This window comes from Nakamurella flavida (genome assembly GCF_030811475.1).
In the GTDB taxonomy this organism is placed as follows: Bacteria; Actinomycetota; Actinomycetes; order Mycobacteriales; family Nakamurellaceae; genus Nakamurella; species Nakamurella flavida.
Genome location: NZ_JAUSQV010000001.1, coordinates 1,253,115 through 1,278,821, shown reverse-complemented (window position 1 = coordinate 1,278,821; position 25,707 = coordinate 1,253,115). Strand labels below are relative to the sequence as shown.

Annotated in this window: 20 protein-coding genes; 12 read left to right on the top strand and 8 right to left on the bottom strand. The window is 72.6% G+C overall.

The window, feature by feature from the left end:
• Nucleotides 1–312: 312 nt before the first annotated feature.
• The 7 genes from J2S58_RS05630 to J2S58_RS05600 all read left to right on the top strand — a co-directional run bounded on the left by J2S58_RS05630 (nucleotide 313) and on the right by J2S58_RS05600 (nucleotide 8,922).
• Nucleotides 313–3,213, top strand: coding sequence for a Na+/H+ antiporter subunit A (locus J2S58_RS05630; RefSeq protein ID WP_240189415.1), 2,901 nt, complete (start codon nucleotides 313–315; stop codon nucleotides 3,211–3,213).
• Nucleotides 3,210–3,581, top strand: coding sequence for a Na(+)/H(+) antiporter subunit C (locus J2S58_RS05625; RefSeq protein ID WP_205258441.1), 372 nt, complete (start codon nucleotides 3,210–3,212; stop codon nucleotides 3,579–3,581). Before J2S58_RS05630 ends, J2S58_RS05625 begins: the two co-directional genes overlap by 4 nt.
• 1 nt (nucleotide 3,582) lies before the next feature.
• Entirely contained in the window at nucleotides 3,583–5,382 is a 1,800-nt protein-coding gene (locus tag J2S58_RS05620; protein WP_240189416.1) for a Na+/H+ antiporter subunit D, read from the top strand.
• Nucleotides 5,379–6,041, top strand: coding sequence for a Na+/H+ antiporter subunit E (locus tag J2S58_RS05615; protein ID WP_205258442.1), 663 nt, complete (start codon nucleotides 5,379–5,381; stop codon nucleotides 6,039–6,041). Before J2S58_RS05620 ends, J2S58_RS05615 begins: the two co-directional genes overlap by 4 nt.
• Nucleotides 6,038–6,298, top strand: a complete 261-nt coding sequence (locus J2S58_RS05610; protein ID WP_205258443.1) for a monovalent cation/H+ antiporter complex subunit F — start codon at nucleotides 6,038–6,040, stop codon at nucleotides 6,296–6,298. The genes J2S58_RS05615 and J2S58_RS05610 overlap by 4 nt, the downstream gene beginning before the upstream one ends.
• Nucleotides 6,295–6,744, top strand: coding sequence for a monovalent cation/H(+) antiporter subunit G (gene mnhG / locus J2S58_RS05605; protein ID WP_205258444.1), 450 nt, complete (start codon nucleotides 6,295–6,297; stop codon nucleotides 6,742–6,744). The genes J2S58_RS05610 and mnhG overlap by 4 nt, the downstream gene beginning before the upstream one ends.
• A 492-nt stretch (nucleotides 6,745–7,236) precedes the next feature.
• Nucleotides 7,237–8,922, top strand: a complete 1,686-nt coding sequence (locus tag J2S58_RS05600) for a DUF885 domain-containing protein (RefSeq protein ID WP_205258445.1) — start codon at nucleotides 7,237–7,239, stop codon at nucleotides 8,920–8,922.
• Here the strand turns inward: J2S58_RS05600 and J2S58_RS05595 are convergent.
• Nucleotides 8,919–9,563 carry a GNAT family N-acetyltransferase gene (locus J2S58_RS05595; protein WP_306826523.1) on the bottom strand — a complete coding sequence of 215 codons (645 nt, stop codon included), beginning with the start codon at nucleotides 9,561–9,563 and terminating at the stop codon, nucleotides 8,919–8,921. The genes J2S58_RS05600 and J2S58_RS05595 overlap by 4 nt on opposite strands.
• Nucleotides 9,564–10,748: 1,185 nt before the next feature.
• Here J2S58_RS05595 and J2S58_RS05590 point away from each other — a divergent pair.
• Nucleotides 10,749–11,111 (top strand): SAV_6107 family HEPN domain-containing protein, encoded by a 363-nt coding sequence (locus tag J2S58_RS05590; protein ID WP_205258446.1) that lies wholly within the window; start codon nucleotides 10,749–10,751, stop codon nucleotides 11,109–11,111.
• Between the two features lie 64 nt (nucleotides 11,112–11,175).
• Here J2S58_RS05590 and J2S58_RS05585 read toward each other — a convergent pair whose 3' ends face one another.
• Nucleotides 11,176–12,021 (bottom strand): ParA family protein, encoded by an 846-nt coding sequence (locus tag J2S58_RS05585; RefSeq protein WP_306826520.1) that lies wholly within the window; start codon nucleotides 12,019–12,021, stop codon nucleotides 11,176–11,178.
• A 140-nt stretch (nucleotides 12,022–12,161) separates the two neighbouring features.
• Here J2S58_RS05585 and J2S58_RS05580 point away from each other — a divergent pair, with 140 nt between their 5' ends.
• The 3 genes from J2S58_RS05580 (at nucleotide 12,162) to J2S58_RS05570 (ending at nucleotide 14,987) form a co-directional block, all read left to right on the top strand.
• Entirely contained in the window at nucleotides 12,162–12,908 is a 747-nt protein-coding gene (locus tag J2S58_RS05580) for a class I SAM-dependent methyltransferase (protein ID WP_205258447.1), read from the top strand.
• 121 nt (nucleotides 12,909–13,029) lie between these two features.
• Complete coding sequence (gene dinB, locus J2S58_RS05575; RefSeq protein WP_205258448.1) at nucleotides 13,030–14,493, top strand: DNA polymerase IV; 1,464 nt, start codon at nucleotides 13,030–13,032, stop codon at nucleotides 14,491–14,493.
• 107 nt (nucleotides 14,494–14,600) lie between these two features.
• Nucleotides 14,601–14,987 (top strand): DUF3040 domain-containing protein, encoded by a 387-nt coding sequence (locus tag J2S58_RS05570; protein ID WP_205258449.1) that lies wholly within the window; start codon nucleotides 14,601–14,603, stop codon nucleotides 14,985–14,987.
• 620 nt (nucleotides 14,988–15,607) lie between these two features.
• Here the strand turns inward: J2S58_RS05570 and J2S58_RS05565 are convergent.
• The 3 genes from J2S58_RS05565 to J2S58_RS05555 all read right to left on the bottom strand — a co-directional run bounded on the left by J2S58_RS05565 (nucleotide 15,608) and on the right by J2S58_RS05555 (nucleotide 20,413).
• Complete coding sequence (locus J2S58_RS05565; protein WP_205258450.1) at nucleotides 15,608–18,031, bottom strand: transglutaminase family protein; 2,424 nt, start codon at nucleotides 18,029–18,031, stop codon at nucleotides 15,608–15,610.
• Nucleotides 18,031–19,287 (bottom strand): DUF58 domain-containing protein, encoded by a 1,257-nt coding sequence (locus J2S58_RS05560; RefSeq protein WP_205258451.1) that lies wholly within the window; start codon nucleotides 19,285–19,287, stop codon nucleotides 18,031–18,033. Before J2S58_RS05560 ends, J2S58_RS05565 begins: the two co-directional genes overlap by 1 nt.
• A gap of 85 nt (nucleotides 19,288–19,372) precedes the next feature.
• Nucleotides 19,373–20,413, bottom strand: a complete 1,041-nt coding sequence (locus J2S58_RS05555) for an AAA family ATPase (RefSeq protein ID WP_306826516.1) — start codon at nucleotides 20,411–20,413, stop codon at nucleotides 19,373–19,375.
• Between the two features lie 238 nt (nucleotides 20,414–20,651).
• Between J2S58_RS05555 and J2S58_RS05550 the strand changes: the two genes are divergently transcribed.
• A complete protein-coding gene (locus J2S58_RS05550; protein ID WP_205258452.1) occupies nucleotides 20,652–21,200 on the top strand; it encodes a GtrA family protein in 549 nt (182 codons plus the stop codon).
• Between the two features lie 35 nt (nucleotides 21,201–21,235).
• Here the strand turns inward: J2S58_RS05550 and J2S58_RS05545 are convergent, their stop codons facing one another.
• The 3 genes from J2S58_RS05545 to J2S58_RS05535 form a co-directional block, all read right to left on the bottom strand.
• Complete coding sequence (locus tag J2S58_RS05545; protein ID WP_205258453.1) at nucleotides 21,236–22,921, bottom strand: hypothetical protein; 1,686 nt, start codon at nucleotides 22,919–22,921, stop codon at nucleotides 21,236–21,238.
• A gap of 890 nt (nucleotides 22,922–23,811) precedes the next feature.
• Nucleotides 23,812–24,873 carry an NAD-dependent epimerase/dehydratase family protein gene (locus tag J2S58_RS05540; protein WP_205258454.1) on the bottom strand — a complete coding sequence of 354 codons (1,062 nt, stop codon included), beginning with the start codon at nucleotides 24,871–24,873 and terminating at the stop codon, nucleotides 23,812–23,814.
• Nucleotides 24,870–25,688, bottom strand: a complete 819-nt coding sequence (locus J2S58_RS05535) for a glycosyltransferase (RefSeq protein ID WP_306826513.1) — start codon at nucleotides 25,686–25,688, stop codon at nucleotides 24,870–24,872. Before J2S58_RS05535 ends, J2S58_RS05540 begins: the two co-directional genes overlap by 4 nt.
• Nucleotides 25,689–25,707 lie beyond the last annotated feature (19 nt).

Below are 25,707 nucleotides of genomic sequence, written 5' to 3'. Positions count from 1 at the left end.
CGATCTTGTGCACGAGCTTCATGAGTGCGCCCATCGAAGGCTCCCTGCCCATCGGTGCGCCCCGCGGGGCGCTGTGGATGTCACCCAGCTTGGCAGGCCGTCACCCGGTCATCGGGGGACCTGGTGGCGGCTCGGTCGCGGCGGGGCTCATCCGGAGCCGAAGGCGTCGTCCGGACGGGTGGCGACCGGTAAACTAATTGAAACCATCGACGAAACCCCCGGGAGACCTGTGCGCCTGACCGGCCGGCCCCACCCGACCCGCCACAGAGCGCTCAGCTCCCGACCTTCGTCCCCCCTCCGCCGGATCCGCGGATGCTGAGCCGTCCCGGTGCGGGCGTCTTCGAATTCGCACCGGCCCTGATCGCCGCCTATGTCGTCCTCGCGGTCCTGGCTCCGGCGCTGTGCAAGCGGTGGGGCCGTCCGGCGCTCATGGCCTGCGGGCTCCTGCCGCTGGCCACCACCGTCTGGGCCGGCGCCCAGTTGTCCGCGGTCCTCGACGGCGGCGAGCGGTTGGTCCACGTCGACTGGATCCCGACCCTGTCCATCGGGATCGACCTGCGCCTGGACGCCCTGTCCCTGGTCATGACGCTGGTCGTCGCCGGGGTCGGCACCCTGGTCTTCCTGTACTCCGGGCGGTACTTCCCGGCCGACGACGACGGCCTCGGGAAGTACACCGGATCGTTGCTCGCGTTCGCCGGTTCGATGCTGGGTCTGGTGCTCGCCGACAACCTGCTGCTCCTGGTCATCTTCTGGGAGCTCACCGGGGTGTTGTCCTACCTGTTGATCGCCCACCGGTCGGGCAAGCGCTCCTCCCGGGTTGCGGCGACCCAGGCGTTCATCGTGACCACCGCCGGCGGGCTGGTCATGCTCGTCGGCGCGGTCATGCTCGGGGAGAACGCCGGCACGTACACGTTGTCCAGCATTCTCGCGGCACCGCCGTCCGGGCCGTTGATCACCACCTCGGTGGTGCTGATGATCGTCGGCGGCATCACCAAGTCGGCGATCGTGCCGTTCTCGTTCTGGCTCCCGGGGGCCATGGCTGCGCCCACCCCGGCCAGCGCGTTCCTGCACGCCGCCACCATGGTCAAGGCGGGCATCTACCTGTTCGCCCGGCTCGCGCCCGCCTTCGCCGCGTTGTCCCTGTGGCAGCCGGTCCTGATGGTCCTCGGCGGCATCACGTTGCTCTACGGCGGCGTCGTCGCCCTGCGGCAACGCGACCTGAAGCTGTTGCTGGCCTACGGCACGGTGTCCCAGCTCGGCCTGATGACCCTGCTGATCGGTACCGGCAACCCGGACGCCCTGCTCGGCGGCCTGGCCATGCTGATCGCGCACGCCACGTTCAAGGCGGCGTTGTTCTTCGTGGTCGGGGTCATCGACACGTCGGCCGGGACGCGGGACCTGACGAAGCTCAGTGGCCTGCGCCGCTCCATGCCGGTGATGTTCTGGGTCAGCGTGCTGGCCGCCGTCTCGATGGCCGGGGTGCCGCCCATGATCGGGTTCGCCGCCAAGGAGGCGGGTTACGCCGGCATCCTGGACGGGGGCGCCTGGGGGGCCGGCGGCGCCGTGGTGATGACCCTGGGATCGGCGCTCACCGTCACCTACAGCATCCGGTTCCTCTGGGGGGCTTTCTCCGACAAGCCCGGGCAGGCCGACACCGAGGTCTCCCCGTCCTCCCCGTGGATGACCGGCCCGGCCGTCGGGCTCGCCGCGCTGGGCCTGGTGCTCGGACTCGTCCCGCAGCTGCTCGAGCCGCTGGTGCAGTCCTACGCCGGCACCGCCGGTGAGACCCACGAGGACGCCATGGCGTTGTGGCACGGGTTCAACCTGCCGCTCGCCCTGTCCGCGACGGGCTGGCTGCTCGGCACGGTGATCTTCTTCGGTCAGCGTCGCCGGGAGCACGCCGGAGAGATCGCCCGCCCCGCTGCGGCCGAGCCGGGTCGGTCCTACCGGGCCACCACGGCCGGGGTCGACGCGGTCGCCGTCGCGGTCACCAACGCCACGCAGCGGGGCTCCCTGCCCGTCTCCCTCGGCGCCATCCTGATCGTCCTGATCGCGTTCCCCGGCACCATGCTGATCAAGGCCGGGGTGGGGCCGAAGTCGGTCGAGACCTTCGGTGACCCGGCCGAGGTGCTGCTGTCGGCCGTCATCCTCGCCCTGGCCGTGGTGCTGCTCCGGGTCAAGCGCGGCATGGTCGCGATCATCCTGGTCGGCGGGGTCGGGTACGCCGTCGCCGTGCTGTTCATCCTGCGAGGAGCGCCGGATCTCGCGTTGACCCAGCTGCTGGTCGAGACGGTCACCCTGGTGGCCGGTCTGCTCGTCCTCACCCGCATGCCCGACCGGGCGTTGTTCGCCTCCCGCAAGGGCAACGGGTTCCGTGCCGTCGTCGCCGTGTTCGCCGGCGCCCTGATGACGGCTCTCGCGCTGATCATCCCCGGTACCCGGACCGTGGCGCCGATCTCCGACGCGCTTCCCGACCCGTCCGTCAGCTACGGCGGCGGCTACAACATCGTCAACGTCATCCTGGTCGACGTCCGGGGCTGGGACACCTTCGGGGAGATCTCGGTGCTCATCGCCGCCGCCACCGGGGTCGCGTCGTTGGTGTTCCTGTCGCAGCGCACCGGGTCGGTGCCGCGCCGGCCCACCGCGCTGCCGAAGGCGGCCAAGCCTCGCCGCCCGTCCCCGTGGCTGGCCACCGACTGGACGCCGCGACGCTCCCTGCTGCTCGAGGTCGTCACCCGGCTGATCTTCCACATCATCGTGGTCTTCTCGCTGTACGTCCTGTTCGTCGGGCACGACCAGCCCGGTGGTGGGTTCGCGGCCGGGCTCATCGTCGGTCTCGCGCTGACCCTGCGGTACCTGGCCGGCGGCGCCTTCGAGCTCGGGGAGGCCGCCCCGGTCGATGCCGGCATCGTCATGGGCATCGGTCTGCTGATCGCCGCGGTAATGGCCGTCGTCGGGCTCGTCGGCGGCGGGTCGGCCCTGCAGTCCACGATTTTCCAGGGCGAGGTGTTGGGCCTGGAGCTGAAGTTCGTCACCTCCACGATCTTCGACATCGGCGTCTACCTCGTCGTCATCGGCCTGGTGCTGGACGTCCTGCGCTCGCTGGGTGCCGAGCTCGACCGACAGGCCGTCGTGGACCGACTCGACGACGACGCACCCCGTTCCCGGCGGGGCCGCCGCACCGCCGACACGGGACGGGGGACTCGTCGATGACCACCAACCTGATCATGGCCCTGACCATCGGCGCGCTCTTCGCCGCCGGGGTGTACCTCATGCTGTCGCGCAACCTGGTCCGGGTCCTGCTCGGCTTCCTGCTGGTCGGCCACAGCGTCAACCTGCTCCTGCTGAGCTCGGGAACCGACGGCGAGCCGCCGATCGTCGGCGAGGTGTCCGGCGACGAGGCCTACGCCGACCCGCTCCCGCAGGCGCTCATCCTGACGTCCATCGTCATCTCGTTGGCCGTCACCGCGTTCCTGCTGGCGATGGTGTACCGCAACTACCGGTCGACCTCGCAGGTCGACGTCCAGGACGATCCCGACGAGGACCTGGTCGACAGCCCGGCGACCGGCGGGGAGGAGTGAGATGAACCCGTCCTCGATGGTGGCCCTGCTGCCGCTGGCCGTGGTGCTGCCCATGGCCGGCGCCGGTGTCACCCTCATCGCCAGTCGTCGGCCCAAGCTGCAGCGGATGCTGTCGGTCTCCGCCCTGGCCGCTCAACTCGTCGTCGCGCTGGCCATGCTCGTCTGGGTCGACAACAACGGCGCGATGGTCATGCACATCGGCGGGTGGTCGGCGCCGTTCGGCATCACCCTGGTCGCCGACCGACTGGCCGCGTTCATGCTGGTCGTCTCTACGACGGTGACCCTCGCCGTGCTCGTGTACGCGATCGCACAGGGGCGGGAGGACGAGGGCGGGGGCGGCGAGTCGGAGACGCCGGTGTCGATCTTCCACCCGACGTTCCTCATCCTGGCGACCGGCGTCTCCAACGCCTTCCTGTCCGGCGACCTGTTCAACCTCTTCGTCAGCTTCGAGATCCTGCTGACCGCCAGCTACGTCCTGCTGACCCTCGGCGGGACGAAGGAGCGGCTGCGGGCCGGGGCGCCGTACATCGTGGTCTCGCTGCTGTCCTCGATCATCTTCCTGTCCGCGATCGCCCTGATCTACGCGGCCACCGGCACGGTCAACCTGGCCGACCTGGCCGGGAAGCTCGACACCGTGCCACCGGGCATCAAGGCCACTCTCGGCGCCGTCCTGCTGGTCGCCTTCGGCGTGAAGGCGGCGGTGTTCCCGATGTCGGCATGGTTGCCGGACAGCTACCCGACCGCGCCCGCGCCGGTCACGGCCGTGTTCGCCGGGCTGCTCACCAAGGTCGGTGTCTACGCGATCATCCGGGTGCAGACCCTGCTTTTCCCCGGGTCGTACGGCACCCTGCTGATGATCGCCGGCGGCCTGACCATGCTGGTCGGCATCCTGGGCGCCGTGGTGCAACCGGGGATCAAGCGGTTGCTCTCCTTCACCCTGGTCTCGCACATCGGCTACATGATCTTCGGCGTCGGTCTGGCCTCGGCGGCCGGCATCTCCGCGGCCATCTTCTACGTCGCCCACCACATCCTCGTGCAGACGGCGTTGTTCCTGGCCTCCGGACTGATCGAACGCGTGGCGGGCACCACGATGCTCGCCCGGCTCGGCGGCCTGGCCTCGGCCGCCCCCGTGCTGGCGGTGCTGTTCTTCATCCCGGCCATGAACCTCGCCGGGGTGCCGCCGCTGTCCGGGTTCCTCGGGAAGGTCGGTCTGTTCGAGGCGGCCCTGGCCGACGGTCGTGTCCTCCCGCTGATCGTCGTCGGCGTCGGTGCGCTGACCAGTCTGCTCACCCTGTACGCCATCGTCCGCATGTGGGGTCGGACATTCTGGCGTCCCGTGCCCGAGGGCGTCGACGACGACCACCAGCACGACCACGGTGTCGACCCCGACACGCAGGTCGGTCGCACCACCACCGGCGCGGAGTCGGGCATGTCCACCGGCACCCGGAAGCGTGCCACCCGGGCCGCCGCGCGCCGCCGCACCCAGGACGAGGTGGCCCGCCTGCCCGGCGGGATGATCGGCGCCACCACCGCGATGGTCGCCGTCGGGCTCGTGCTGACCATCGGAGCCGGCCCGGTGTACGCCTTCACCCAGCGCGCCGCCGACAACCTCATGGACCCGGCCGTCTACGTCAACGCCGTCACCAGCACCACCGGGGACGGGGAGGACGAGCTGCGCGGATCCGTCGGCGGAACCGCTCCCGACCCGGCCCCGGCGTCCGAGCCGACCTCCGACCCATCCGCGCCGAGCGAGGCGCCGGCCGTCGACGGTCCGGCCGAGACCACCGGGGGCGGGTCATGACCGGGCGCGTGCGCGGCCGGGAACGTCAGTGGGAGATCCGCGGGCGGGAGTTCAGCCGTCGGACCCACTGGCAGACCTACCTCGTCGCCCTCGTGGTGCTGGTGATCATCTGGATCTTCCTGTGGGGCTCGATCAACCCGGTGCTCATCGGTATCGGGGTCGTCTGCAGCGCCATCGTGCTGTTCGTCTTCCCGCTGCCGTCGCTGGAGTTCCGGGTGGGGGTGCACCCCGGCAAGGCAGCCGTCCTGATCGGCCGCTTCCTCGTCGACATGGTCGTCGCCAGCGTGCACATCGCCTGGCTGGCGATCCGACCGCGCCTGCCACGGACCGAGGTCACCACCGTCCAGCTGACCACCGACTCCGATCTCGTCCAGGCCCTGACCGCACTCGCCGTGTCCCTGGTGCCCGGCAGTCTCATCATCGAGGCCGACCCCGAGGAGCGCACCCTGCTCATCCACGTGCTCGACGCCGACCAGGCGACCATGGACGAGTTCGCGAACAAGGTGCGCGCGCAGGAACGCCGCATCGTCGAGGCCTTCGGGACCGACGACCCGCAGGCGCCCGGGCCGGTCCTCGACCGGGTGGGCGTCCGCGACCGCGCCGCCCGCCGTGGGTCCTCGCCGATGACGCGACGCCGGAAGGGGGGACCGCGACGATGACCGTGACCATGTGGATCTGCGGGGTGCTCTTCGGGCTCGGCGCCACGTTCTCCGCCATCCGGCTCGTGCGGGGGCCGACCATGATCGACCGCGCCGCCGCCCTGGACATCATCCTGGCGATCATCGTCGGGGTCCTCGTGCTGATCGCCGCGGACACCGAGAGCCCGATCATGCTGGTGGTGGCCGTGGTCGTCGCCCTGCTCGGTTTCATCGGGTCGGCCGGACTGGCCAAACTGCTGCCCCGGGACCGCCGATGAGCGTCGTCGACACCATCGCCTCGGTCTGCCTGGTCGGCGGAGCACTGCTGTCCATGCTCGCCGGGATCGCCGTCCTGCGGTTTCCCGACACCATGTCCCGGATCCACGCCGCCACCAAGCCCCAGGTGCTCGGCATCGTCCTGCTGATGATCGGGCTCGGCCTGCGGTTGGGCACGGTCGCCATCATCGGCGAGCTCGCCCTCATCGTCGTCCTGCAGTTCGTGACCGCTCCGGTGGCCGCCCATCTCACCGTGCGGGCCGCCTTCCGGGGGGAGCAGGAGGACCAGGACGCGCAACCGGACGGCCTGAGCGGGCACGGTGCGGAAGCCGCGGGGGCCGACGACACCCCGACCGAGATCGCCCATGCCCTGGTCGACGAGAACGTCGGAGCCGATCCGGACCACCCCAACCGGACCGTGCTCGATCGGCGACCCGAGAGCGATTGACGACCGGCGGGCACCCGCCGCGATCGCTCCGCCCCAACGGTCGACCAGCACTGCCGGAAGACCCCTCCGTGCGGTCCCCTCCGTGCGATCCCCTCCGTGCTATCCCCTCCGTGCTATCCCCTCTGTGCGATCTCCTCTGCGCTGACCCGGCCGCGCGGATCCTGCCCACCTGCTCTCGGATGGGTGTCCACCGATCGGCGGACATCCCTTTTCCCCCGGTCCGTCCGCCGATCGCCGGACGGTCGCGGAGCGGCTGTCCAGACATGCTTCTGGAGTCGGACAGCGCGACATGCAGGCCCCGGGCGAGGAGGGAACGCCCGGGAGACCCGCCGCCGCCGACATCGGTCGGTCACCGGTCGGCGACGGGTTCGGGGAGGTCCCCGCCGCCGACCGGGACCACGCCCCGACCGCCACCGGTGACCCGCGCAGAGCGGTCCCGGGCGCCGAACGGCCCCCGCTGACGCCGCGACCGGCGCCGGTAGCCTCCCGTCCATGCGCACGCAGACCGCCGTCGACCGCATCTCCGACGACCACGTCCGCGCTGTCGCCGCGACGAGCCCGGTCACCGCTCTCTACCTGGGGTACCCGGCCGGCCCGGGCCTGGACGATCTCTCGCCGGAGGGACTGGACCGGCGGCACGACGTCGTCCGGGAGACCCTCACCGCCCTGCGGCTCACGACCCCCGCCGGAGAAGGGGAGGAATTGGCCCGGGAGGTCATCGAGGAACGTCTGACGGCGGAGTCCGACCAGTTCGCCTCCGGATGGCAGCACGCCGACTTGAACGTCATCGAGTCCCCGCTCCAACGGGTGCGGACGGCCTTCGACCTGATGCCGCGCGGAACGGACGACGAGCTCAGCGCCGTCGCCGGCCGGTTGCGCGCAGTGCCGGACACCCTGGCCGGGTACCGCATGTCCCTGCTGCACGCCGCGGACCAGGGCCGGGTCGCCGCCGTCCGGCAGATCGTCCGGTGCGCCCGGCAGTGCGGAGTGACTGCCGGATCGGGCGACGCCGCCGGCCACTTCAGCGGGTTGGTCCGCTTCGACCGGGACGACGTCCTCGGCCGGGATGTCGCGGCCGCTGTCGACTCCGCCCACGCCGCCTTCGCGTCGTTCGGGACGTTCCTGCGGGACGAGTTGGCGCCCCGGGCTCCCATCGAGGATGCGGTGGGACGAGAACGGTACGAGCGGGGCTCTCGGGACCACCTCGGCGCTGTGCTGCCGCTGGAGGAGACGTACGCCTGGGGGTGGGCGGAATTCCTCGGCATCGAGCGGGAACTGCGGACGGTGGCAGCCCGGATCGGCGGCGGCGGACCGGCGACCGCCGCCGCGGTCCTCGACGCCGATCCGCGTCATCAGGTGCACGGGCAGGACGGGCTGCAGCGGTGGTTGCAGGACTTGTCGGAGAGGTCGATCGACGAACTGGGCCGGACCCACTTCACCATCGCCGACCCGATCCGACGCCTCGACTGCCGGATCGCTCCGCCGGGCGGACCCATCGGCGCCTACTACCTCGGGCCCAGTGACGACTTCAGCCGACCCGGATCGATGTGGTGGTCGGTCGATCCGGGCCGTGAGGTGTTCTCGACGTGGCGGGAGGCCACGGTCGTCCACCACGAGAGCGTGCCGGGCCACCACTTCCAGATCGCCACCGCCGTGCACAGCCGTGACCGGCTCAACGACTTCCGCCGGTTGCTGGCGGGTCCGTCGGCCTACACCGAGGGGTGGGCCCTGTACGCCGAACGGCTCGTGCGCGAGTTGGGTTACCTCGACGACGACGGCGATCTGCTCGGCATGCTGGACGAGCAGCTCTTCCGGGCGGCCCGGGTCGTCGTGGACATCGGCATGCACCTGCGCCTGCGGATCCCGGCGGACACCGGCTTCCACGAGGGCGAGCGGTGGACCCCGGAACTCGGGCTGCAGTTCCTGACCACGCGGACCCTGGCCGACCCGGCCCGGTGCCGGGACGAGATCGACCGCTACCTCGGGTGGCCGGGTCAGGCCCCGGCCTACAAGGTGGGCGAGCGGGTGTGGCTGGCGGGACGCGAAGCGGCGCGTCGCCGACAGGGCGGCGCGTTCGACCTCAAGACCTTCCACACCGCCGCACTGCAGCTGGGTGGCATGGGGCTGGATCCGCTGGCCCGCACCCTGGCCCGGCTGCCGAGCGCCGTCGGGCGCTAGGCCGGATCCTGTTCGGGGTTCGCCCCGCTCGCCCCGCTCGCCCCGCTCGCCCCGCTCGCCCCGCTCGCCCCGCTCGCCCCGCTCGACCCGTCGAGCGGGAGAGGGCGACCGAGCACCCCGAAGGGCCGCGCGTCGCCGGTGAACCGGTAATCGCGCAGCACGTCCTGGAAGCCGAGCCGGCGGTACAGCCGCCAGGCCCGGTTCTCGCCCTCGGGGGTGGAGAGCAGCACGTCCCGTTCGGTGCGGCCGTCGAGCAGCCGCCGCAGCAGGATCTCGCCCAGGCCGGAACCCTGCGTGTCGGGACGGACGTGCAACTCGGTGAGTTCGAAGAAGTCGGTGAGCCACCGTTCGACGTCCCCGCCCCGGATCCGGGCGCCGCGCTGCACCTCGGCGAACCACCACTGACCCGGCAGGCCCTGGTAGCCGTAGGCCAACCCCCGGATCGCGTCGTTCCCGTCGACCGCGACGACACAGTCGAAATGGGCACGCCGGCTGTGTTCCTCCCACAGGGTGATCCGTCCCTGGCCCACGCCGCCCGGATACCGCATGGCGGCGACGTACACATCGACGAGTTCGTCCAGGCGGGCCCGGAAAGCCGCCGGGGGCAGTCGGAGGACGGTCAGCGTCTCCGGATCGCTCACCGGACGCCGCCCGGATCGGCCGTGGTCGGGACACCGGCGGATCGCACCGCGCGGGTCCGCAGGGGAGTGGTCGACGAGGCAGGACTGTCGGTGGTCCCCGGCAGGATCCGGGGAAGTCCGCGGGTCGGCCGGGACGAGCGGTCGTTCACAGTCGCCATGAGACCACGGCGAACGGGTGCCGCACAGCAGGGTGCCCCGCGGGCCGCTGCCGGGCCGCTGCCGGGCCTCTGTCAGACTACAGAGGTACACTCGAACATGAGTTCGAACGAACGACACCAGCAGGGACGATCCCGGTCGCACATCGGGTGGCGGGCCGTCCCGGGACAGAAGGAGGCCGACCGTGGCACGTGAGACCGTCCCCGATCCACCGGTCCGTCCGTACCGGTCGGGTGCCGCCCCCGTGTCCCACCGCGCCGGGCCGTGCCCCGTGGCTGGCCGTCGCGCTGCCTGTCGTCCGTCGGCCGGGCGTTTCCCGGCCGGTCCCCGGACCGCCGTCCGCGCCTGTGGCGCCCCCGCCCGACCACATGTCCACCGGCGCCCGACGCCGACCGAGGAGCAGTCATGACACCCACCACGCTGTTCCCGGCGCTGACCGGGTGGTCCCGCGCTGCCCTCCCGTCACCGGACGGTGGGGTCGGGCGGGGCGCACGGCCGGCGCTGTTCCCGGTCTCCTCCGCCGTCCCGGCCCGTCCGGTGGACGTCCCCGCCCGTCCGGTGAATGTCCCCGCCCTTCCGGTCGCTGTCGCCGCCGGCGGCGAGCAGGGGCGCGGCGCGGGTCCGGTGCCCGCGCGAGGTCCGGCCGAACCCACGGTGCGGTCCGTGTCGGCTCCGCCCTTCGGTGCGGGGCCCGGTCTGACCACCCCGGGGCCGCGGCGGCGGTCGCAGCCGGGAGCGACCACGCTGTCCCTGGTCCCCGATGTCGCGTCCGTCGGCCGGGTGACGACGGACGGTGGACCCGCCGAGGGTCCGTCCGAGGTCCGGCCCCCGGTGGGACGGCGGTCGGTGGGACGGCGGTCGGCAGATGCGGACGGTTCGGCCGACCGTGCGTCCGGAGACGGACCGTCCGCGGGGCGGCGATCCGGTGGCGGCGCGCCGGTCGCACGTTCCACCGGGTCGCGACCGCGATCCGGCGCAGCGGCCGCCGGTCGGCGTCCGGGGCCGGGCGGCTCTGCCGAGGAGGCTCCGATGTCGCAGGCCGTCCGCGATCTGCTGGCCGATGCCGGACGGGGGTTGGGCCGGGCGATCGGGGAGCGGGCACCGGCCGATCGTTACGCGATCGCCCATCTGGCTGCGCTCCGGGCGGCCGCTGCGGTGCTGGCGGCTCGGGCCCGCCCGGTCCGGGGGCGGCGTGGCAGCGCATGGGAGCTGATGACGAGGGTGGCCCCGGATCTCGCCGAGTGGGCGGCGTTCTTCGCGGCCGGCTCCGGGAAACGGCAGGCGGCGGAAGCCGGCCTGGCGACGACCATCTCGGCCCGGGAGGCCGACGACATGATCCGGCAGGTGGCGGTGTTCCTCGAGCTGGCGGAGAGCGCCGTGCAGAGAGCCTGACCACCGTTCGGCCGTGCCGTGGGCGCGGAGGTGCGGGCCCAGCGTCGGTCGGGTGCGACCTGGATCAGCCGCGGCGTCTGATCTTCCCCGCCCGGAGCAGGCGGTCCAGGAGGGCGTCGAAGTCGTGGGCGATCTCCCGTGCGCCGGCCGTCGGCCAGGAGTGGATCGGCACCGCCGCGCCCTGGGCCTGCTGGACGGCCGAGCGGTCGGCGAGCACGGGGGAGAGGACCAGGGGCCCGAACAGGTCCCGCAGCTCCTGCAGTCGGTACTCGTGCTCGGACACCCGGGGCCGGAACCGGTTGATGACCACGCCCAGGGGCTGCAGTCGCAGATCACCCCTGGTGCGTTCCTGCTGGACGGCCTCCAGGGCGCGCTGGACCCCGGTCACCGCGAACAGGGACGGCTCGGTGACCAGGACAGCGCGGTCGGCGGCCACCAGGGCGCTCCGGGTCAGCTGACCGAGCGACGGTGGGCAGTCGATCAGGACGAGCTCGGGGGCCGGATCGACGCGGGACAGCGCGAGGGCCAACCGGGCCAGGTGCTTCGATCCGGGATCGGGGTGGTTGTGGGCCTCGACGCGTTCGCTCCCGGGCAGGACGCGGAGGTGGTCACCCCAGCCCGACGGTCGGACGGCACGCTCGACCACCTTGCGGCGGGGATCGTCGAGCACCTCGGCGATCGTCGCGGATCCGTGGGGACGGCGGTCGGCGGTGTCCTCGGCCGGATCGACCCCGCTGCCCAGGGCGCCGACGGCGGTCTCCGGGTCCACGGTGGTGGTGGCGTTCATCTGGGGGTCGAGATCGACCAGCAGGGTGTCCACCCCGCGGTGCTGGGCAGCTGACGCGAGGCCGAGGGTGACCGTGGTCTTCCCGACACCACCTTTGAGACTCAGCACGCTCGCGATCAACACGACGATCACCGTACCGTCACCGATCGCCACGAATGCCCGCCGGGGCGGCCGTGTCGGTGTCCGCCGCTACGCTTCCCACCACCCCGCGCATCACCACTCGATGGACACGCGGCCGGCCGGCCACACCAGGAGGAGCACGCATGCAGGACGGAGCCCGCGCCGTGGTCGTCGACCCGGTCCAGGCCGCCCTGGCCGCCCTGGTCGCCCCCGGGTCGACGGTGATCGACGTCGGAGGCGGCAGCGGTACACGCGCCGTCCCGCTGGCCCGTCAGGGCTGCGTGGTCACCGTGGTCGACAGTTCCATCGATGCCCTGGCGATCCTGCGCCGCCGGGCCGCCGAAGCCGGGGTGGCGGACCGGGTGCACGCCGTCCAGGCCGACGCCGACCGGCTGGCCGGAGTCGTCCCCCAGGGTCAGGCCGATCTCGTGGTCTGCCATCACCTGCTCGAGCAGGTCGACGACCTGCCCTCCACCCTGTCGTCCCTCGCTGCGGCGCTCCGGCCCGGCGGCCGGTTGTCCCTGCTCGTGCCGGGCCTCCTGTCCGCCGTCCTCGGCCAGGCGCTGGCCGGTCGCGCGGGTGAGGCGCGCGCCATGCTGGCGGACCCGGCCGGCCGCTGGGGGCCGCGGGACCCGCTCCGACGCCGCTTCGACATCGCCGGCATCTCCGCCGACCTCGCCGCAGCCGGCCTCGAGGTGGACCAGGTCACCGGCCTGGGGGTCGTCTCGGGCCTGCTGAGCGGGCGATCCACGCAGGCGTCGGACGGGGACCTCGCGGCTCTGGAGCAGGAACTGGCGGTGCACGAACCGCTGCGTCGGATCGCCGGCGACCTGCACGTCCTCGCTCGCAAGCCGGTCCCGTCGAACCCGGACCCCGCCCCGTCCCCGTGAGGGTGCCCCGCTCCGTCCCGGTGGTCCGGTCGTTCCCCCCGGAGGGAGCCCGGCCCGCCACCGCCACGCGGCGTCGTCCCCGTGCCGGGCAGCGCCGTCCCCGTGCCGGGCGGGGTCGGCGATGAGTGCCCGGCAGGGCACCCCCCGACTGGTCACCACCGACCTGCAGGCCGTCGACGACAGCCGGTGCACGGTGCTGCACGTCGACATGGACGCGTTCTTCGCGATGGTGGAGATCCGTCGTCGTCCCGAGCTGCGTGGCCGACCGATGATGGTGGCCGGCGGCGACGGGCGCGGCGTCGTCCTGTCCGCGACGTACGAGGCCCGGCGACACGGTGTCCGGTCGGCCATGCCCACCGGGACCGCGCAGGCGTTGTGCCCGGGCATCCTCATCGTCCCGCCCGACCACACCGCCTACTCCGAGGCGTCCGCCTCGGTGATGGCTCTCTTCCGCGACATCACGCCGCTGGTCGAACCGGTGTCCGTGGACGAGGCCTTCCTGGACGTCTCCGGCCTCTCCCGCACCCTCGGCCGGCCCGGGGCGGTCGCCGCCCATCTGCGGACCCGCATCCGCACCGAGCTGGGCCTACCGGCCACCGTCGGCGCCGCGTCGAGCAAGTTCATGGCCAAGCTCGCGTCCGGCCTCGCCAAACCGGACGGGCTGCTCGTCGTGCCCCCCGCCGAGGTGTTGTCCGTGCTGCACCCGCTGCCCATCCGGGCGCTGTGGGGGGTCGGCCCGGCCACCGCCGCGACCCTAGAGGCCATCGGCGCATCCACCATCGGCGCGCTGGCGACCACCGACCGCGCCCTGCTCGTCCGCACCGTCGGCGAGGCGGTGGGCGCGAAGTTGCACGACCTGTCCTGGGGGCGCGACGACCGGGTCGTCACCACCGAGTCCAGCGAGGCATCGCTGGGGGCCGAGAACACCTTCGCCCAGGACACCCGGGACCGGGTGGTGCTGGACCGGGAACTGCTGCAGCTGGCCGACCGCACCGGGCGACGGGCCCGGGCCGGCGGCATCCGGGGGCGCACCGTGGCCCTCAAGATCCGGTTCGACGACTTCACGACGATCAGCCGGTCGCTCACCCTGTCCACGCCCACCGACCACACGCCCACCGTCTACGACACCGCCCGGGCCCTGCTGGACCGGGTGCCCCTGGCCGGCCGACGCATCCGACTGCTGGGCGTCCGGCTCGAGGGTCTGGTTCGTGCCGACCAGGTCGTCGAGCAGCTCGCCTTCGCGTTCGACGACGCACCGTCCGACGGCGGTCCGGACACCCGGAAGGAGTTCTCGGACACCCCGAGGGGGTCCGGGTCGCGACCGTCCCGGTCCACCGCGGTCGGGTCGATGCCGGACCCAGCCGCGCACCCACGGTCGGCCCCGCCGGCCCCGCCCCGGCGCGCGGCGCCGGACAGGGTGGCTGCGGAGGGGGCAACGGACCTGGTCAGAGCCCGATTCGGGGCGGCGGCCCTCGGCCCGGCGACGCTGCTCGGACCGGCCGTGAAGCGCCGCCGCGGTCCCCACGCTCCGTCCACCGGTCCCTCGGTCCATCCCGACCGGGCACCGCAGGAGGATGAGATTTGAGCGTTTGCTACCGGTCCGTGGCGAGTGCTCGTATCCTTGACGTAGGCCGCTCGTCGGCGGCCGTTTCCCTGACCCACCAGCGTCGGTCCGGTGCCGGAGGAGGACCCATGCCGCTCTCCGAGCACGAGCAGCGCATGCTCGATGAAATAGAACGCGCCCTGTATCAGGACGACCCGAAGTTCGCCACGAGTGTGAACGTCGGCCGTATCCGCAGGCGTCGGCCGATCCTGGCCGGCATCGCGTTCCTCGTCGGTCTTGTCGCTCTCGTTGTCGGTGTCATTGCTACTCAGAGTCTGCTGGCCGTCGGTGTCGTGGTGAGTGTCCTCGGATTCCTCGCCATGGTCGCCGCCGTCGGGTTGTTCGTCTTCGGACAGCCCGGTGCTCGCGCCGCCGCGAAGGCGGGCAAGCACACCGACAGTCCGAGCGCCAACCCGACCCTGTCCAACCGCATGGAGGAGCGCTTCCGCAAGCGCTTCGACGAGCCCGGACAGTAGGAACACAGCGTCAGCACGCCCGTCCGGGGTCACCCGGACGGGCGTTCGCGCATGCCCGAGGGCTGGCCGGTCGCAAGATGCTTACCCGCAGAAGGGCGCCGTGCTGCAGCTGTCCGGCCGAACGCCGAGCAGTGCAGCACAGGGCCGGGGACAGCTGTGGTCGCACCGCCCTGGTCCGGACCCGGGCGGTGTTCGACACGGGCCCGGGACCGGCCGGAGACAGCCGCGCCGGACCGCTGCGTGAGCACAGCCGGTGCCCGTCCGCCCGAGTTCTGCTGGGCCCGCCCGGGCTCGACCGGAGCCCCCACCGGCCTCCTGCCCGGCCCGCCACAGCTCGTCCGGAGCCATCTCCGGCCGTCCGCCGGACCGCACCCGACCGGCGAGGTCCGGGACACCGGTGACGCCGAGGGTCCGCACCAGCGACGTCGGGACACCCGCTCAGCCGCCCCGCCGGCACGCGGGGACGGACAGCCAGCGCGGCGGTCCGGACAGCGAGCCGGACCGCCGCGGGACGGGCGGGCCGGCTTCGTCCTGATGGCCGACCACACGGTCCGCCGGGGGGCTCCGGCACTCCCGCCCGCCGTCACACCCGCCGCCGGTGGCGGCCCCTGAGGAACCGCTCAGTCGCGCAGCCCGCGCGGACGGACGGACCGGGGCACGAGTCGGTCCAGGACGGACAGTGGAGCGCCCTCGGACAGCCCTGCGCCGACAGCGGCCACGGCGTCGACCAGCTCCGCACCGGGCTGACCGTCGGTGCTCGTCACCGGTGTCCCGGCCGCCGGTCGGGAGCCGGGTGCGTCCAGGACGGCGACCCCGCCGCCGCCGTCGTCGGGTGAGCCGACGACCGGGTCGCCACCCGGTGCGGTGCGGCCCGGTCGGATCACGGCACCGGCCGCCGCGGGTCCGGCCCCGGGATCGGCGGAGTACCAGCCGTGTTCGACCGCGACGACGACCGTGCGCAGATGATCCCGCGCGGCGGCCCCGAGCCGGGCCGACTTGGCCAGCCGGTTGGCCGTGGCCCGGGCCGACTCGGCCGGTCGGGGTCCGAGGCCGTGGTCGATCGCCAGGTCCTCGATCTCCGCCCAGGCTGCCGTGGCGCCGTCGGGCCCCCCGAGGGCGGCCACGGTCAGATGCCGCCGTCGACGGAAGGACCGCAGGACGGTCGGGCCGGCGACGAGCAGTCCCAGCACCGCGATGGTCAGCAGCGACCACCACGCGCCGCTGGGGATGTCCACCCCGGAGCCGGGGGAGGCGGCCTGACCGGCGGTCGTCGGGGCGGCCGCGCCACCGGTGGGGATGTCCTCGTCCTGCCCGCCGTCGGGTGCCTGACCGGAGACCGACGGCGCGGCGGAGGTCGCCGACGGCGCCGCGGACGTCGTCGGGGCGGCGTCCTGGAAGCCCTGCTGGCCGCCCTGGCCCCCGCCCAGCGGCGTCGGGTCGAACCGCACCCACCCGGCGCCGTCGAAACGCACCTCGACCCAGGCATGGGCGTCGTGGCTGGTGATCAGCCAGCTGCCGTCCGCCTGTCGATCGCCCTGGGTGAAGCCCACGGCGACCCGCGCGGGGAGCCCGGCGGCCCGGGCCATCACCGCCATCGCGGAGGCGTACTGCTCGCAGTAGCCCTGCTTGAGCTGCAGGAAGTCGACCAGCGCGTCACCGCTGTTGCCGGTGGGCACCGACAGCGAGTAGACGAACCCGTTGGCCGGGTCGGTGAAGTACTGCTGCAACGCCTGCGCCTTGTCGAAGGCGGTGGGGGCGCCGGCGGTGATCCGTGCGGTCTCCTGGGCGACCAGGTCGGGCACCCCGCCGGCGTCGACCAGCCGGGCGTCCGGGGTGACGGTGTCGGTGCGCAGCTGGTCGGCGCCGGCCCGGCTGAGCACGGCCGTCATCCGGTAGCTGGGCGGTTCGCTGAGGTCGTCCCGGTGCACCGCGCCCAGCTCCTGGTCGTACGACCAGCCCGGATCCAGGCCGGTCACGCTGGTCATCCCGGCGTAGACGGGCAGGAAGCGGTCCCGGAACGACAGGTTCTGCACCGACAGCTCGGTCTGCTGCGGGATGCCGGTCTCCGGCAGCGAGCCGTCCGACAACGGCCCGGCGGACCAGCCCTCCCCCGGGGTCCACTGCTCCAGCCCGATCGTGCGGAGGTACTCGGGCTCGTCCAGACCACTGACCCGGAGCAGGTCGACGGGCTGGGAGCGTTGCAGGTCCCCCTGGAGGGACGCGAACGGGGACAACCCGATGCCGGCGCCGTTGGTGCCGTTGCTGCGGGGGATGCGGCCCTGCGTGCCGACCGAGGTCGTCGCGTTCGCGGCGAACAGGGCGATGACGGCGGCGAGCACGGCGATGGGCACCCCGACGGAGACCAGACCGGCGGCGGGGCGCCAGCCCGACCCCCGCCCCGAGTATCCGCACACCGCCAGCAGCAGCACGTAGGCCAGGACGGGCAGGACGAACGCGGGCCAGGGGAGGAGATCGTCGGCGATCGACGCGGGCACCGAGTAGAGGCACAGCAGCGGCAGGGCGACCAGCGCGGGCGTGCGGGCGGGCGCGACCAGGATGTCCACGATCAGCCCCGCCAGGCCGACCGACGCGCAGATCAGGAAGGTCAGCTCGGGGGTGGCGGGGGCCGGGGCGATGGACCCCACGATCTGTTCCCATGCCCCGCTCCAGAGATCTCGGGCCTCGGCGAGCACGCTCGCGTCGGGCAGCACCCCGCCGATGCCGGTGTAGGTGAACAGACCGGTCAGCGCCACGATCAGCGCGGCCAGCTGGACCAGCACCGTCACCACCGGGGGCAGCCGGATCAATCGACAGCCCACCCCGACGAGCCAGATGACGCCGAGCACCTCGACCAGCGGCCACAGCCAGCTGCTGCCGGCCACCGCCGACGGGAGGGCCGCCGAGCCGGCCAGCACGGCCAGCGCACCGACGAGCGTGGGCAGGGCGGCGACGTCGTCGGACGGCGCTCCACCCGGGGCCGGTGTCCGTGCCGGTGGTGTGGCCGGTCCGGCCGGGGAGGGGGCGGGCTGCGTCGGCGCGGTCATCACTGGGCTCCGGGGGTGCGGGCGTACTGGCGTCGGCGTTGGGCGGCGGGTGAACCGGTCGACCAGAAGTCGCAGGCCCGACGCCAGGCCTGGGCGAGGTCGTCCTGCGGGCCGATGCGGACGACGCGCCAGCCCTGGGTGCGGAGCAGGTCGATGCCGGCCGGCTCGGTGTCCGGGACGGATGCGCCCGTCCCGGCGGCGGCGAACGCGGCGGTGTCCAGGGCCAGGGCGATGGACCGGGTACCCGACCGCCGTTGGGCCGACAGCGTGCGCGCGGCCGCCTCGTCGATGTCGCCGACCACCGCGATGACCAGACCGGTGCCGCCGAGGGCGACGGGTCGGGCCGGGCCGTCGTCGGGCTCGAGGACGGCGAGCCCGGCGAGGACGTCGTCCGCGGCGACCCGGCCGTCGGCCAGGACGCGCCCGGTGTGGGTGATCAGACGGACCTGGTGCTCGGCCGACAGCAGGTGCAGGGACACCGATGCGGCGAGGGTCACCGCGGTCTCCAGGCTGGACGCCGCACCCGCCCCGCGGTGGGCGGCGGCACGGTGGTCCAGGTAGACGGTGGCGCCGCCGTGCGAGACGGGTTCCTCCAGCCGGACCATTAGGTCCTCGGAACGGGCCGACGCCCGCCAGTGCACGGTGCGGATGTCGTCGCCGCTGCGGTACGGCCGGACGCCGACATCGGGGTCGCCGCCGATCGCGCCGAGCAGGGCCCGATCGGCGGCGGCCGACCGGGACCCGGAGCTCGCCGGGCTGTCCGCCAGCGGGACGACCAGGGGGAGCACCAGCACGTCGCCGACCACGTCCAGCGTGCGGGTGCTCTCCCACAACCCGAACGGGTCACTGATCCGGACACGAGGGGGGCCGAGGGTGAAGCGTCCGCGACGGACGGCGTGCAGCCGGTACTGGGCCCGCGCGGTGCGCCCCGACCGCAACGAGGGCAGCAGGCAGCGCAGGCCGTCGGTGAGGTCCGGGGTGGGCGGTTCGCTGATCTCCATGGTGGCCGATCTCAGCGCGGAGACATTGGTGACGCTCAGGGTCACCGTCCCGATGCTCCCGGGATGCAGGGTGGCGGAACCCACCTGGTGTTCGGCGGCCAGCCGGAGCCGTCTAGCGGAGACCACGATCCACGCCACCACCGGCAACAGGGCGGCGAAGATGCCGATGCGCAACAGGTCCCGCTCGTCCAGCACGACCGCGCAGACCACGGCGGCCACGCCGCCGGCGAGCAGGCAGCGCCCGCGGGTGGTCATGCCCCGCAGCGACGCCGGGGTCCGGGGTGTCCGGCCGCTGCTCCGGCCGACCCGGCCGCTGCGGTCCGCCCGCGAGGACCCGCGGTCAGCCACCCGATCCCCGGGGGACCCGGACCCGGCCCAGCAGCATGCCGATGATCTCCTCGGCGGAACGGTGGTGGCCGTGGGCGTCCACGGTGAGCAGCAGGCGGTGGGCCAGCACGGGCACGGCGAGCCGCTGGATGTCGTCGGGCACCACGAACGTGCGGCCGTCCAGGGCGGCCGACGCCTTGGCCGCCCGGGCCAGGTGCAGCACGGCGCGCGGGGAGGCGCCGAGACGGATCTCGGGCACCGACCGGGTGGCCCCGACCAGTTCGACCACGTACTGGCGCAACGCCGGGGCGATGTGCACCCGTCCGACGGCCTGGATGAGCGCGGCCGTTCCGGCCACGTCGGTCACCGGGCGCAGGGCGTCCAGCGGGTCCACCCGGTCGCGGTCGGCCAGCATCGCGACCTCGGCGGCCGGATCCGGATACCCGATGGACATCCGGGCCAGGAACCGGTCGCGCTGGGCCTCGGGCAGGGGATAGGTGCCCTCCATCTCGACCGGGTTCTGCGTGGCCAGCACGAGGAAGGGCCGGGCCAGCTGGTAGCTGGTGCCGTCCACGGTGACCTGGCGTTCCTCCATGCACTCCAGCAGGGCCGACTGGGTCTTGGGGGAGGCGCGGTTGATCTCGTCGGCGACGACGATGTTGCTGAACACCGGGCCGGGCCGGAACTCGAACTGGGAGGTCTGCCGGTCGTACACGCTCACGCCGGTGACATCGCTCGGCATCAGGTCCGGGGTGAACTGCACACGGCTGACGGCGCCGCCGACGGACCGGGCCATGGCCTTGGCCAGGTTGGTCTTCCCGGTCCCGGGGACGTCCTCGATGAGCAGGTGGCCCTCGGCCAGGACCCCGATCAGGGCGAGCCGGACGACCTCGGACTTGCCCAGCAGGACGGTGGAGATGGCGGCGCCCAGGGCGGCCGCGGTGGAGGCGACCTCCTCGGGGGCGAGCTCGGCCGGTGCCGGTCGGTGTTCGGACCCGCCGGGGTCCACCGTCGCGGACCGACCGTCCCGTTCCACCTGGACCTGCTGTGCCACGGGTGTCCTCCGAGTCTGCTCCGGTGTTCTCCCCAGCCGCCCGACGTGCGGTCGCGCCGACTGGTGCGTCGTCCAGTCTGCCAGGGGTGCGCCGCGCGCGTCCCGGATGTCGGGACGGTCCCCACGGTGCGACGGGCCCGCACGGACCCGCGGGCCCCCCGTCGGTGTGACCGGACGGGCCGGGGAAACCCCGCGTCGCGACGGGGAGGGGCCGTTCCTCCGCCGTTAGGATGCGGAAATGATGTCCCCCCGCGCCCGGTCCCTGACGAGCCGGCTCGGCGGGCTCTGGCGGTCGCTCTACCAGCAGCTCGCGAAGTTCGGCGTGGTCGGCCTCATCGCCTTCACCGTCGACGTCGGACTGTTCAACGTCTTCTCCTACGCCGGTGACGATCCGCTGCTGGACGGCCACCCGATCCAGGCCAAGATCGCCAGCACCGCGGTCGCCACGGTCGTCTCGTGGCTGGGCAACCGCTACTGGACGTTCCGGCACACCCGTCGGCCCAACGCACCCCACGAGCTCGCCCTGTTCGTCCTCACCTGCACGCTGGGACTGGGCATCACGCTGGTCATCCTGTGGGTGTCCCGGGATCTGCTGGGTCTGGACTCGCCCCTGGAGGTCAACATCGCGGCCAACGGCGTCGGCCTGGTCGCCGCCACCGCGTTCCGCTTCTGGACCTACCAGCGCTTCGTCTTCACCCACCAGCGGGAGGTCCCGATGAGCGCCACCGAGGCCGTCGCGGACGAGGTCGCCCACCACGGCGACCACCCGGTGCAGTCCGGCCGCTGAGCAGCGGTCCGGCCCCGGCGCTTCCCCCCTCCGGCTCAGCGCACGCCGCAGACCACCAGCCCCGCCGCCGGAACCATGATCGCCAACGTCGTCCCCTCGGGGAGGACGGACGTGACCAGGTCCGGTGTGCCCGCGGTCAGGACGAGGTCCCGCTCCTGGGGGCTGCGCCGCCCGTCGGAGGTGATCGAGTACCGCAGCGTCGCGTCCGCGGACGACTGCACGGTGATGTCGGTCCTGGACCCGGGTGCGGTCAGCCGGATCGGGTCGGCGGTGTCGCTGACGGCGGTCACGCAGCCCGGGTCGGCGGCGGTGACCGTCAGGTTCTGCCCGTCGGCGACCGGGGCGAGGCCCATCGGCGCCGACGGGGTCGGCAGCGGCGTGCCGTCCGTCTCGGACACCTGCCCCTGCAGGCGGGCACGGAGCAGGTCCTCGGGGGTCGCCTCGTCGGCGGGGAGATTGCCGGCGGCCACCAGCTCGGTCAGCTTGGCCACGGTGAGGTCGGGGTTCTGCAGAGGTTCGACGGTCGTGCTGAGGATCGGTTCCCCGTCCCCGACCAGCTCGGCGGTACCCAGGATCAACGACCGCAGGGTCGTCTCCCGCACCCCGTCGTGCTCGGCGGTGTCCGCGAGCAGCACCAGGTTGTGCACGAGCACGGGCACGAGGAGGAGCACGCCGACCAGCGGTCCCACCCGTCGACCGAGCAGCCTCAGCAGATGCCACAGCGCCAGGATCAGGGCGGGCAGGACGAAGGCCATGCAGACGTAGAAGTACCGGGAGGACATCGCGGTGGCCCGGCCGAAACCGGACAGGCCGTAGAAGGCGACGCCGGCGAGCAACCCGGCCAGCGCCGGGATGCACCGCTCGCTGTCGGCCGACCGTCGGACGACCCGGAGGGTCAGCACGACCGCCCATCCCGCGGCGGCCACCAGCAGCACACCCGCCACCGGCCGCGGGAGGCCGGTCGTGGCCTCGATCGCCTCCAGGAAACCCCGGGCGATGAACTTCAGGAGAGCGACCGGGCCGGAATCCCACGCGGAGGGACCGGGAGCCGGTGGCAGCTTCTCCCCGATGAAGTACCAGGCCACGAAGACCGCGGTGGGGACACCCCCCACGACCAGGGGCCGCAGGAGCGACCGCGACCGGGCCAGGACCACCAACCCGGCCAGGGCGACGGCGGGGACGCCGATCCCGGAGCAGGCCAGGGACACGACGAGCAGCCCGGCCGCGACACCGTCCCGCCGGGAGAGCCGGGTGTCGGTGTGGTCGACCAGCAGCACGGCGGCCCACCCGCACGCGATGCTGCCGATGAAGCCGATCTGGAAAGTCCACAACAGGTTCTCGCTGCCCGCCCCGAGCAGGGCGAAGAGCAGGGCCGCCGCGGTGGCCAGCGGGGCCGGGACGCCGGACCGCAGGAACACCCGCCACAGGAAGTGGGTGAGCGAAAGGTGCACGGCGATGAGGATGATGACGAACGGCCACAGCGTGCCGAGGCCGACGGTGTTGCGCATGAAGGCGTACACCAGCAGCGGGACCGTCGACCAGTGCTCGTTGTGCGGGATGAACAGGTTGAGGGTCGGATGGGCCAGACCGCGGTTGACCAGGAACTCCCAGTCGTCACCGAAGAAGTACTGCTTCCGGTTCGACCAGAACAGCCAGCCCGCGGCGGCGATCAGGGTGGCCAGGTGGACGGTCAGCCACCGGCGCCGCATCAGTCGCGACATCCCTTCGGGCGTTGCTTCCGGGGTCGTCGACCCTCTGTCCGCATCCGGATCCTGTCGGCCCGCATGTACCAGCGGGGTGGAGCTGGACGGGGGACCGGATCGGGCGGAGGTCATGGTAAGGCGGCACCCTTCGCTCGGTCGCGTGGCCCTGTCACGCCGGACAGCAGTGGGTCCGGCGCCGTCCGCCCCCGGACGGCGCACTCGGCGCCCAGAAGCCCCCCGCGCGGGAGGCATTAGCGTTCGATCGCCGACGACGCCTGGCGACTCTAGTGGGCCCATCCGCGCCGGCGGTCCGATCGTAGTGCGGCGCGTCGGTCGCGCCGCGGGGACAGCACCAGGTCCGTAGGGAGAACTACCCGCACTTGCGTGGTGCGCGGTGCGCGGTGCGCTGCGTAGGTTGCCCCCGACCACGCGCAGGGCGCGGTTCTTGAGCTGATCGGATCCGAGGATGAACCGAGTCACCCCTCCCGGAGGAGGAGGTGCACGGTCTGCTCCGTTGCACTGGTCGCACACAGGCATCCTGCGTCGAGAAGAAGGGTCTGGACGTCTTCGCCGACATCCGGGAGTGACAGGACGGGCCCGAGCTCGGCCGGCCCGGCGGTGTCCGATCCCGGATGGTCCGGGTCAACAACGACCTGCAGGGCAAGGCGGGCTCGCAGGAAGGCTGCGTCGACCGGGATTCCGCCCGGGGCGGTCAGCGCGGTCAGCTTCGCCGTGCCCAGTGCCAGTCGTCGCCGGTGAATTACTGGCCGCGGTCGGGCACGAACGGGACGACGGCGGCGCGAGCAGGATGCCGAGATGGACGAGAATCCATCGGTCGGCACGTTCCGCGGCACCCGCCGGGACCGTGTCGACCGACACGATCCCGACTGGCGACGCGGAGATCACAACTAGATCGTGCCGTCCTTCATGGCCTGCTCGATCCACGGGATGACCTCGTCCAACATGTCCTCGAGCTTGGTGGTGGCCTCGAAACCGAGGGTCTCGCGGGCCTTCTCGACCGCGGGCACACGACGCTGCACGTCGTACTCGAACGCCGGCTCGTGCTCCAGGGTCATCGGCTTGTCCGGTCCGTTGACCTTGCGCCAGATGATCTCGGCCAGCTGCACGACGGTGTGCCCGTCGGCGGTGGACAGGTTGAAGTCGTCGTTGAGCGCCGCCGGGTTGCTCATCGCCTCGACGATGCCGCGGGCCAGGTCGCCACCGTAGGTGTAGTGCCGGATCTGGTTGCCCTCGCCGAGGATGTGCAGCGGATCCTGGCCCTTGACCACCTTCTGCACGAGGTCGGGGACGACGTGGCTCATCGCGAGCTTCACGTTGCCCGAGTCGATCTCGACGTCGCCGAGGGCGCGAGACTCGCCGATCCCGACGCAGTTGAAGGGCCGGACGATCGTGTAGGGCAGCTTGTACTGATCCCAGGCGGCGCGCGCGAAGTACTCCACGGCCAGCTTCTGGAACCCGTAGGAGGACAGGGGCGGCGGCACCTTGCGCTCGTCACCCTCACGGGAGGGCCAGGTCTCGGTGGACTCGAAGACCATCGAGGACGAGAGGTAGGTGACCTTCTTGAGGCGGCCGGCCTTGTGCGCGGTGATCGCGGCGTCGCAGGACGAGGCGATGATCCGCTCGTTCTTGGCGAGCAGGTCGTAGGCGTAGGTGTGGAAGTAGGAGATACCGCCGATGAGGGCGGCACCGGCGATGAAGTGGTCGCAGTCCACCAGCAGCTCGGTCATCAGCTCGGTGTCCTCGACATCACCCTTGATCAGGTTGTAATCGGGGTGGTCGTCGTAGGACTTGGAGACCGGGCCGTACTTCGAGTAGTTGTCGATGCCGACGACGGAGTACCCGCGGCGCAGGAGCTCCTCGACGACGTACCCGCCGATGAAACCGGCGGACCCGGAGACCAGGACCTTTTCCTTGGTGCCCGAGGCGGGACTTTCCGTGGGGGAGCTCATCGAGGATCCTGTCCGTTCTGTTGCGTGGTCGGGCGACCGGCCGGGGTGTCGGCGGCCGTGACGGGGGAACCGTCAGTGGGTGGGGTGTTCTCGGCGGTGATCGCGGTCGATTCCGACCGCAGGGTGGCCAGGTCCAGGCGGGGGCCGTAGGCGAACCGGTACCAGCGCAGGTAGGCCGGCATCCACTGCAGGAGCTTGAAGTTCGAGACCCCGGCCTGCCGGTCGAGCCAGATGGTGGGGATCTCGGCGACCGGACGGCCCATGCGCCGGGCCTTGGCGGTGAGTTCGAGGCCGATCTCGAAGCCGGCCCGGGAGTCGATGCCCACGTCCTGCACGAAGTGCCGGTCGTAGGCCTTGAAGGAGTTGGTCGCGTCCCGGGTACCGATGCGGGCGAAGGTGTGCAGCGACCGCCCGGCGAGCCGGGACAGGCTGGACTTGAACAGCGGGCCGCCGACCTGCTGGCCGCCTGGCATGTACCGGGACGCCGCGGCGACGACGACGCCGCGCTCGACGAGGCGGACCAGGTCGTCGATCTGGCGCGGGTCGTCGCAGCCGTCGGCCATGGTCACCACGACGGTGTCGGCCACGGCCACGTCGATGCCGTACCGGATCGCGTTGGCCGGACCGCGCCCGTAGGTGCTGACCGCGACGCGGACCCGGGGCTCGGCACGGGCCATCTTCTCGATGACGGGAACGGTGGTGTCCTCGGGGAAGTCGACGACGACGACGATCTCGCAGTCGAGCTGGACGGCTTCGAACACCCGGGCCAGCGGCGCCTCGATGTCCGGGCCCTCGTTGTACGCCGGAATCACCACCGAGACCCGAGGTCGGTGG

What these genes read in the sequence shown, in the direction of transcription:
- J2S58_RS05560 (WP_205258451.1), bottom strand. Translation starts at nt 19,287, where the DNA reads ATGACCACCCGCGGGCGCTGCCTGCTCGCCGGCGGCGTGGCCGCCGTG.
- J2S58_RS05600 (WP_205258445.1), top strand. Translation starts at nt 7,237, where the DNA reads ATGCGCACGCAGACCGCCGTCGACCGCATCTCCGACGACCACGTCCGC.
- J2S58_RS05565 (WP_205258450.1), bottom strand. Translation starts at nt 18,031, where the DNA reads ATGACCGCGCCGACGCAGCCCGCCCCCTCCCCGGCCGGACCGGCCACA.
- J2S58_RS05610 (WP_205258443.1), top strand. Translation starts at nt 6,038, where the DNA reads ATGACCGTGACCATGTGGATCTGCGGGGTGCTCTTCGGGCTCGGCGCC.
- J2S58_RS05580 (WP_205258447.1), top strand. Translation starts at nt 12,162, where the DNA reads ATGCAGGACGGAGCCCGCGCCGTGGTCGTCGACCCGGTCCAGGCCGCC.
- J2S58_RS05540 (WP_205258454.1), bottom strand. Translation starts at nt 24,873, where the DNA reads ATGAGCTCCCCCACGGAAAGTCCCGCCTCGGGCACCAAGGAAAAGGTC.
- J2S58_RS05630 (WP_240189415.1), top strand. Translation starts at nt 313, where the DNA reads ATGCTGAGCCGTCCCGGTGCGGGCGTCTTCGAATTCGCACCGGCCCTG.
- J2S58_RS05615 (WP_205258442.1), top strand. Translation starts at nt 5,379, where the DNA reads ATGACCGGGCGCGTGCGCGGCCGGGAACGTCAGTGGGAGATCCGCGGG.
- J2S58_RS05590 (WP_205258446.1), top strand. Translation starts at nt 10,749, where the DNA reads ATGTCGCAGGCCGTCCGCGATCTGCTGGCCGATGCCGGACGGGGGTTG.
- J2S58_RS05620 (WP_240189416.1), top strand. Translation starts at nt 3,583, where the DNA reads ATGAACCCGTCCTCGATGGTGGCCCTGCTGCCGCTGGCCGTGGTGCTG.
- J2S58_RS05570 (WP_205258449.1), top strand. Translation starts at nt 14,601, where the DNA reads ATGCCGCTCTCCGAGCACGAGCAGCGCATGCTCGATGAAATAGAACGC.
- mnhG (WP_205258444.1), top strand. Translation starts at nt 6,295, where the DNA reads ATGAGCGTCGTCGACACCATCGCCTCGGTCTGCCTGGTCGGCGGAGCA.
- J2S58_RS05550 (WP_205258452.1), top strand. Translation starts at nt 20,652, where the DNA reads ATGATGTCCCCCCGCGCCCGGTCCCTGACGAGCCGGCTCGGCGGGCTC.
- dinB (WP_205258448.1), top strand. Translation starts at nt 13,030, where the DNA reads ATGAGTGCCCGGCAGGGCACCCCCCGACTGGTCACCACCGACCTGCAG.
- J2S58_RS05545 (WP_205258453.1), bottom strand. Translation starts at nt 22,921, where the DNA reads ATGTCGCGACTGATGCGGCGCCGGTGGCTGACCGTCCACCTGGCCACC.
- J2S58_RS05625 (WP_205258441.1), top strand. Translation starts at nt 3,210, where the DNA reads ATGACCACCAACCTGATCATGGCCCTGACCATCGGCGCGCTCTTCGCC.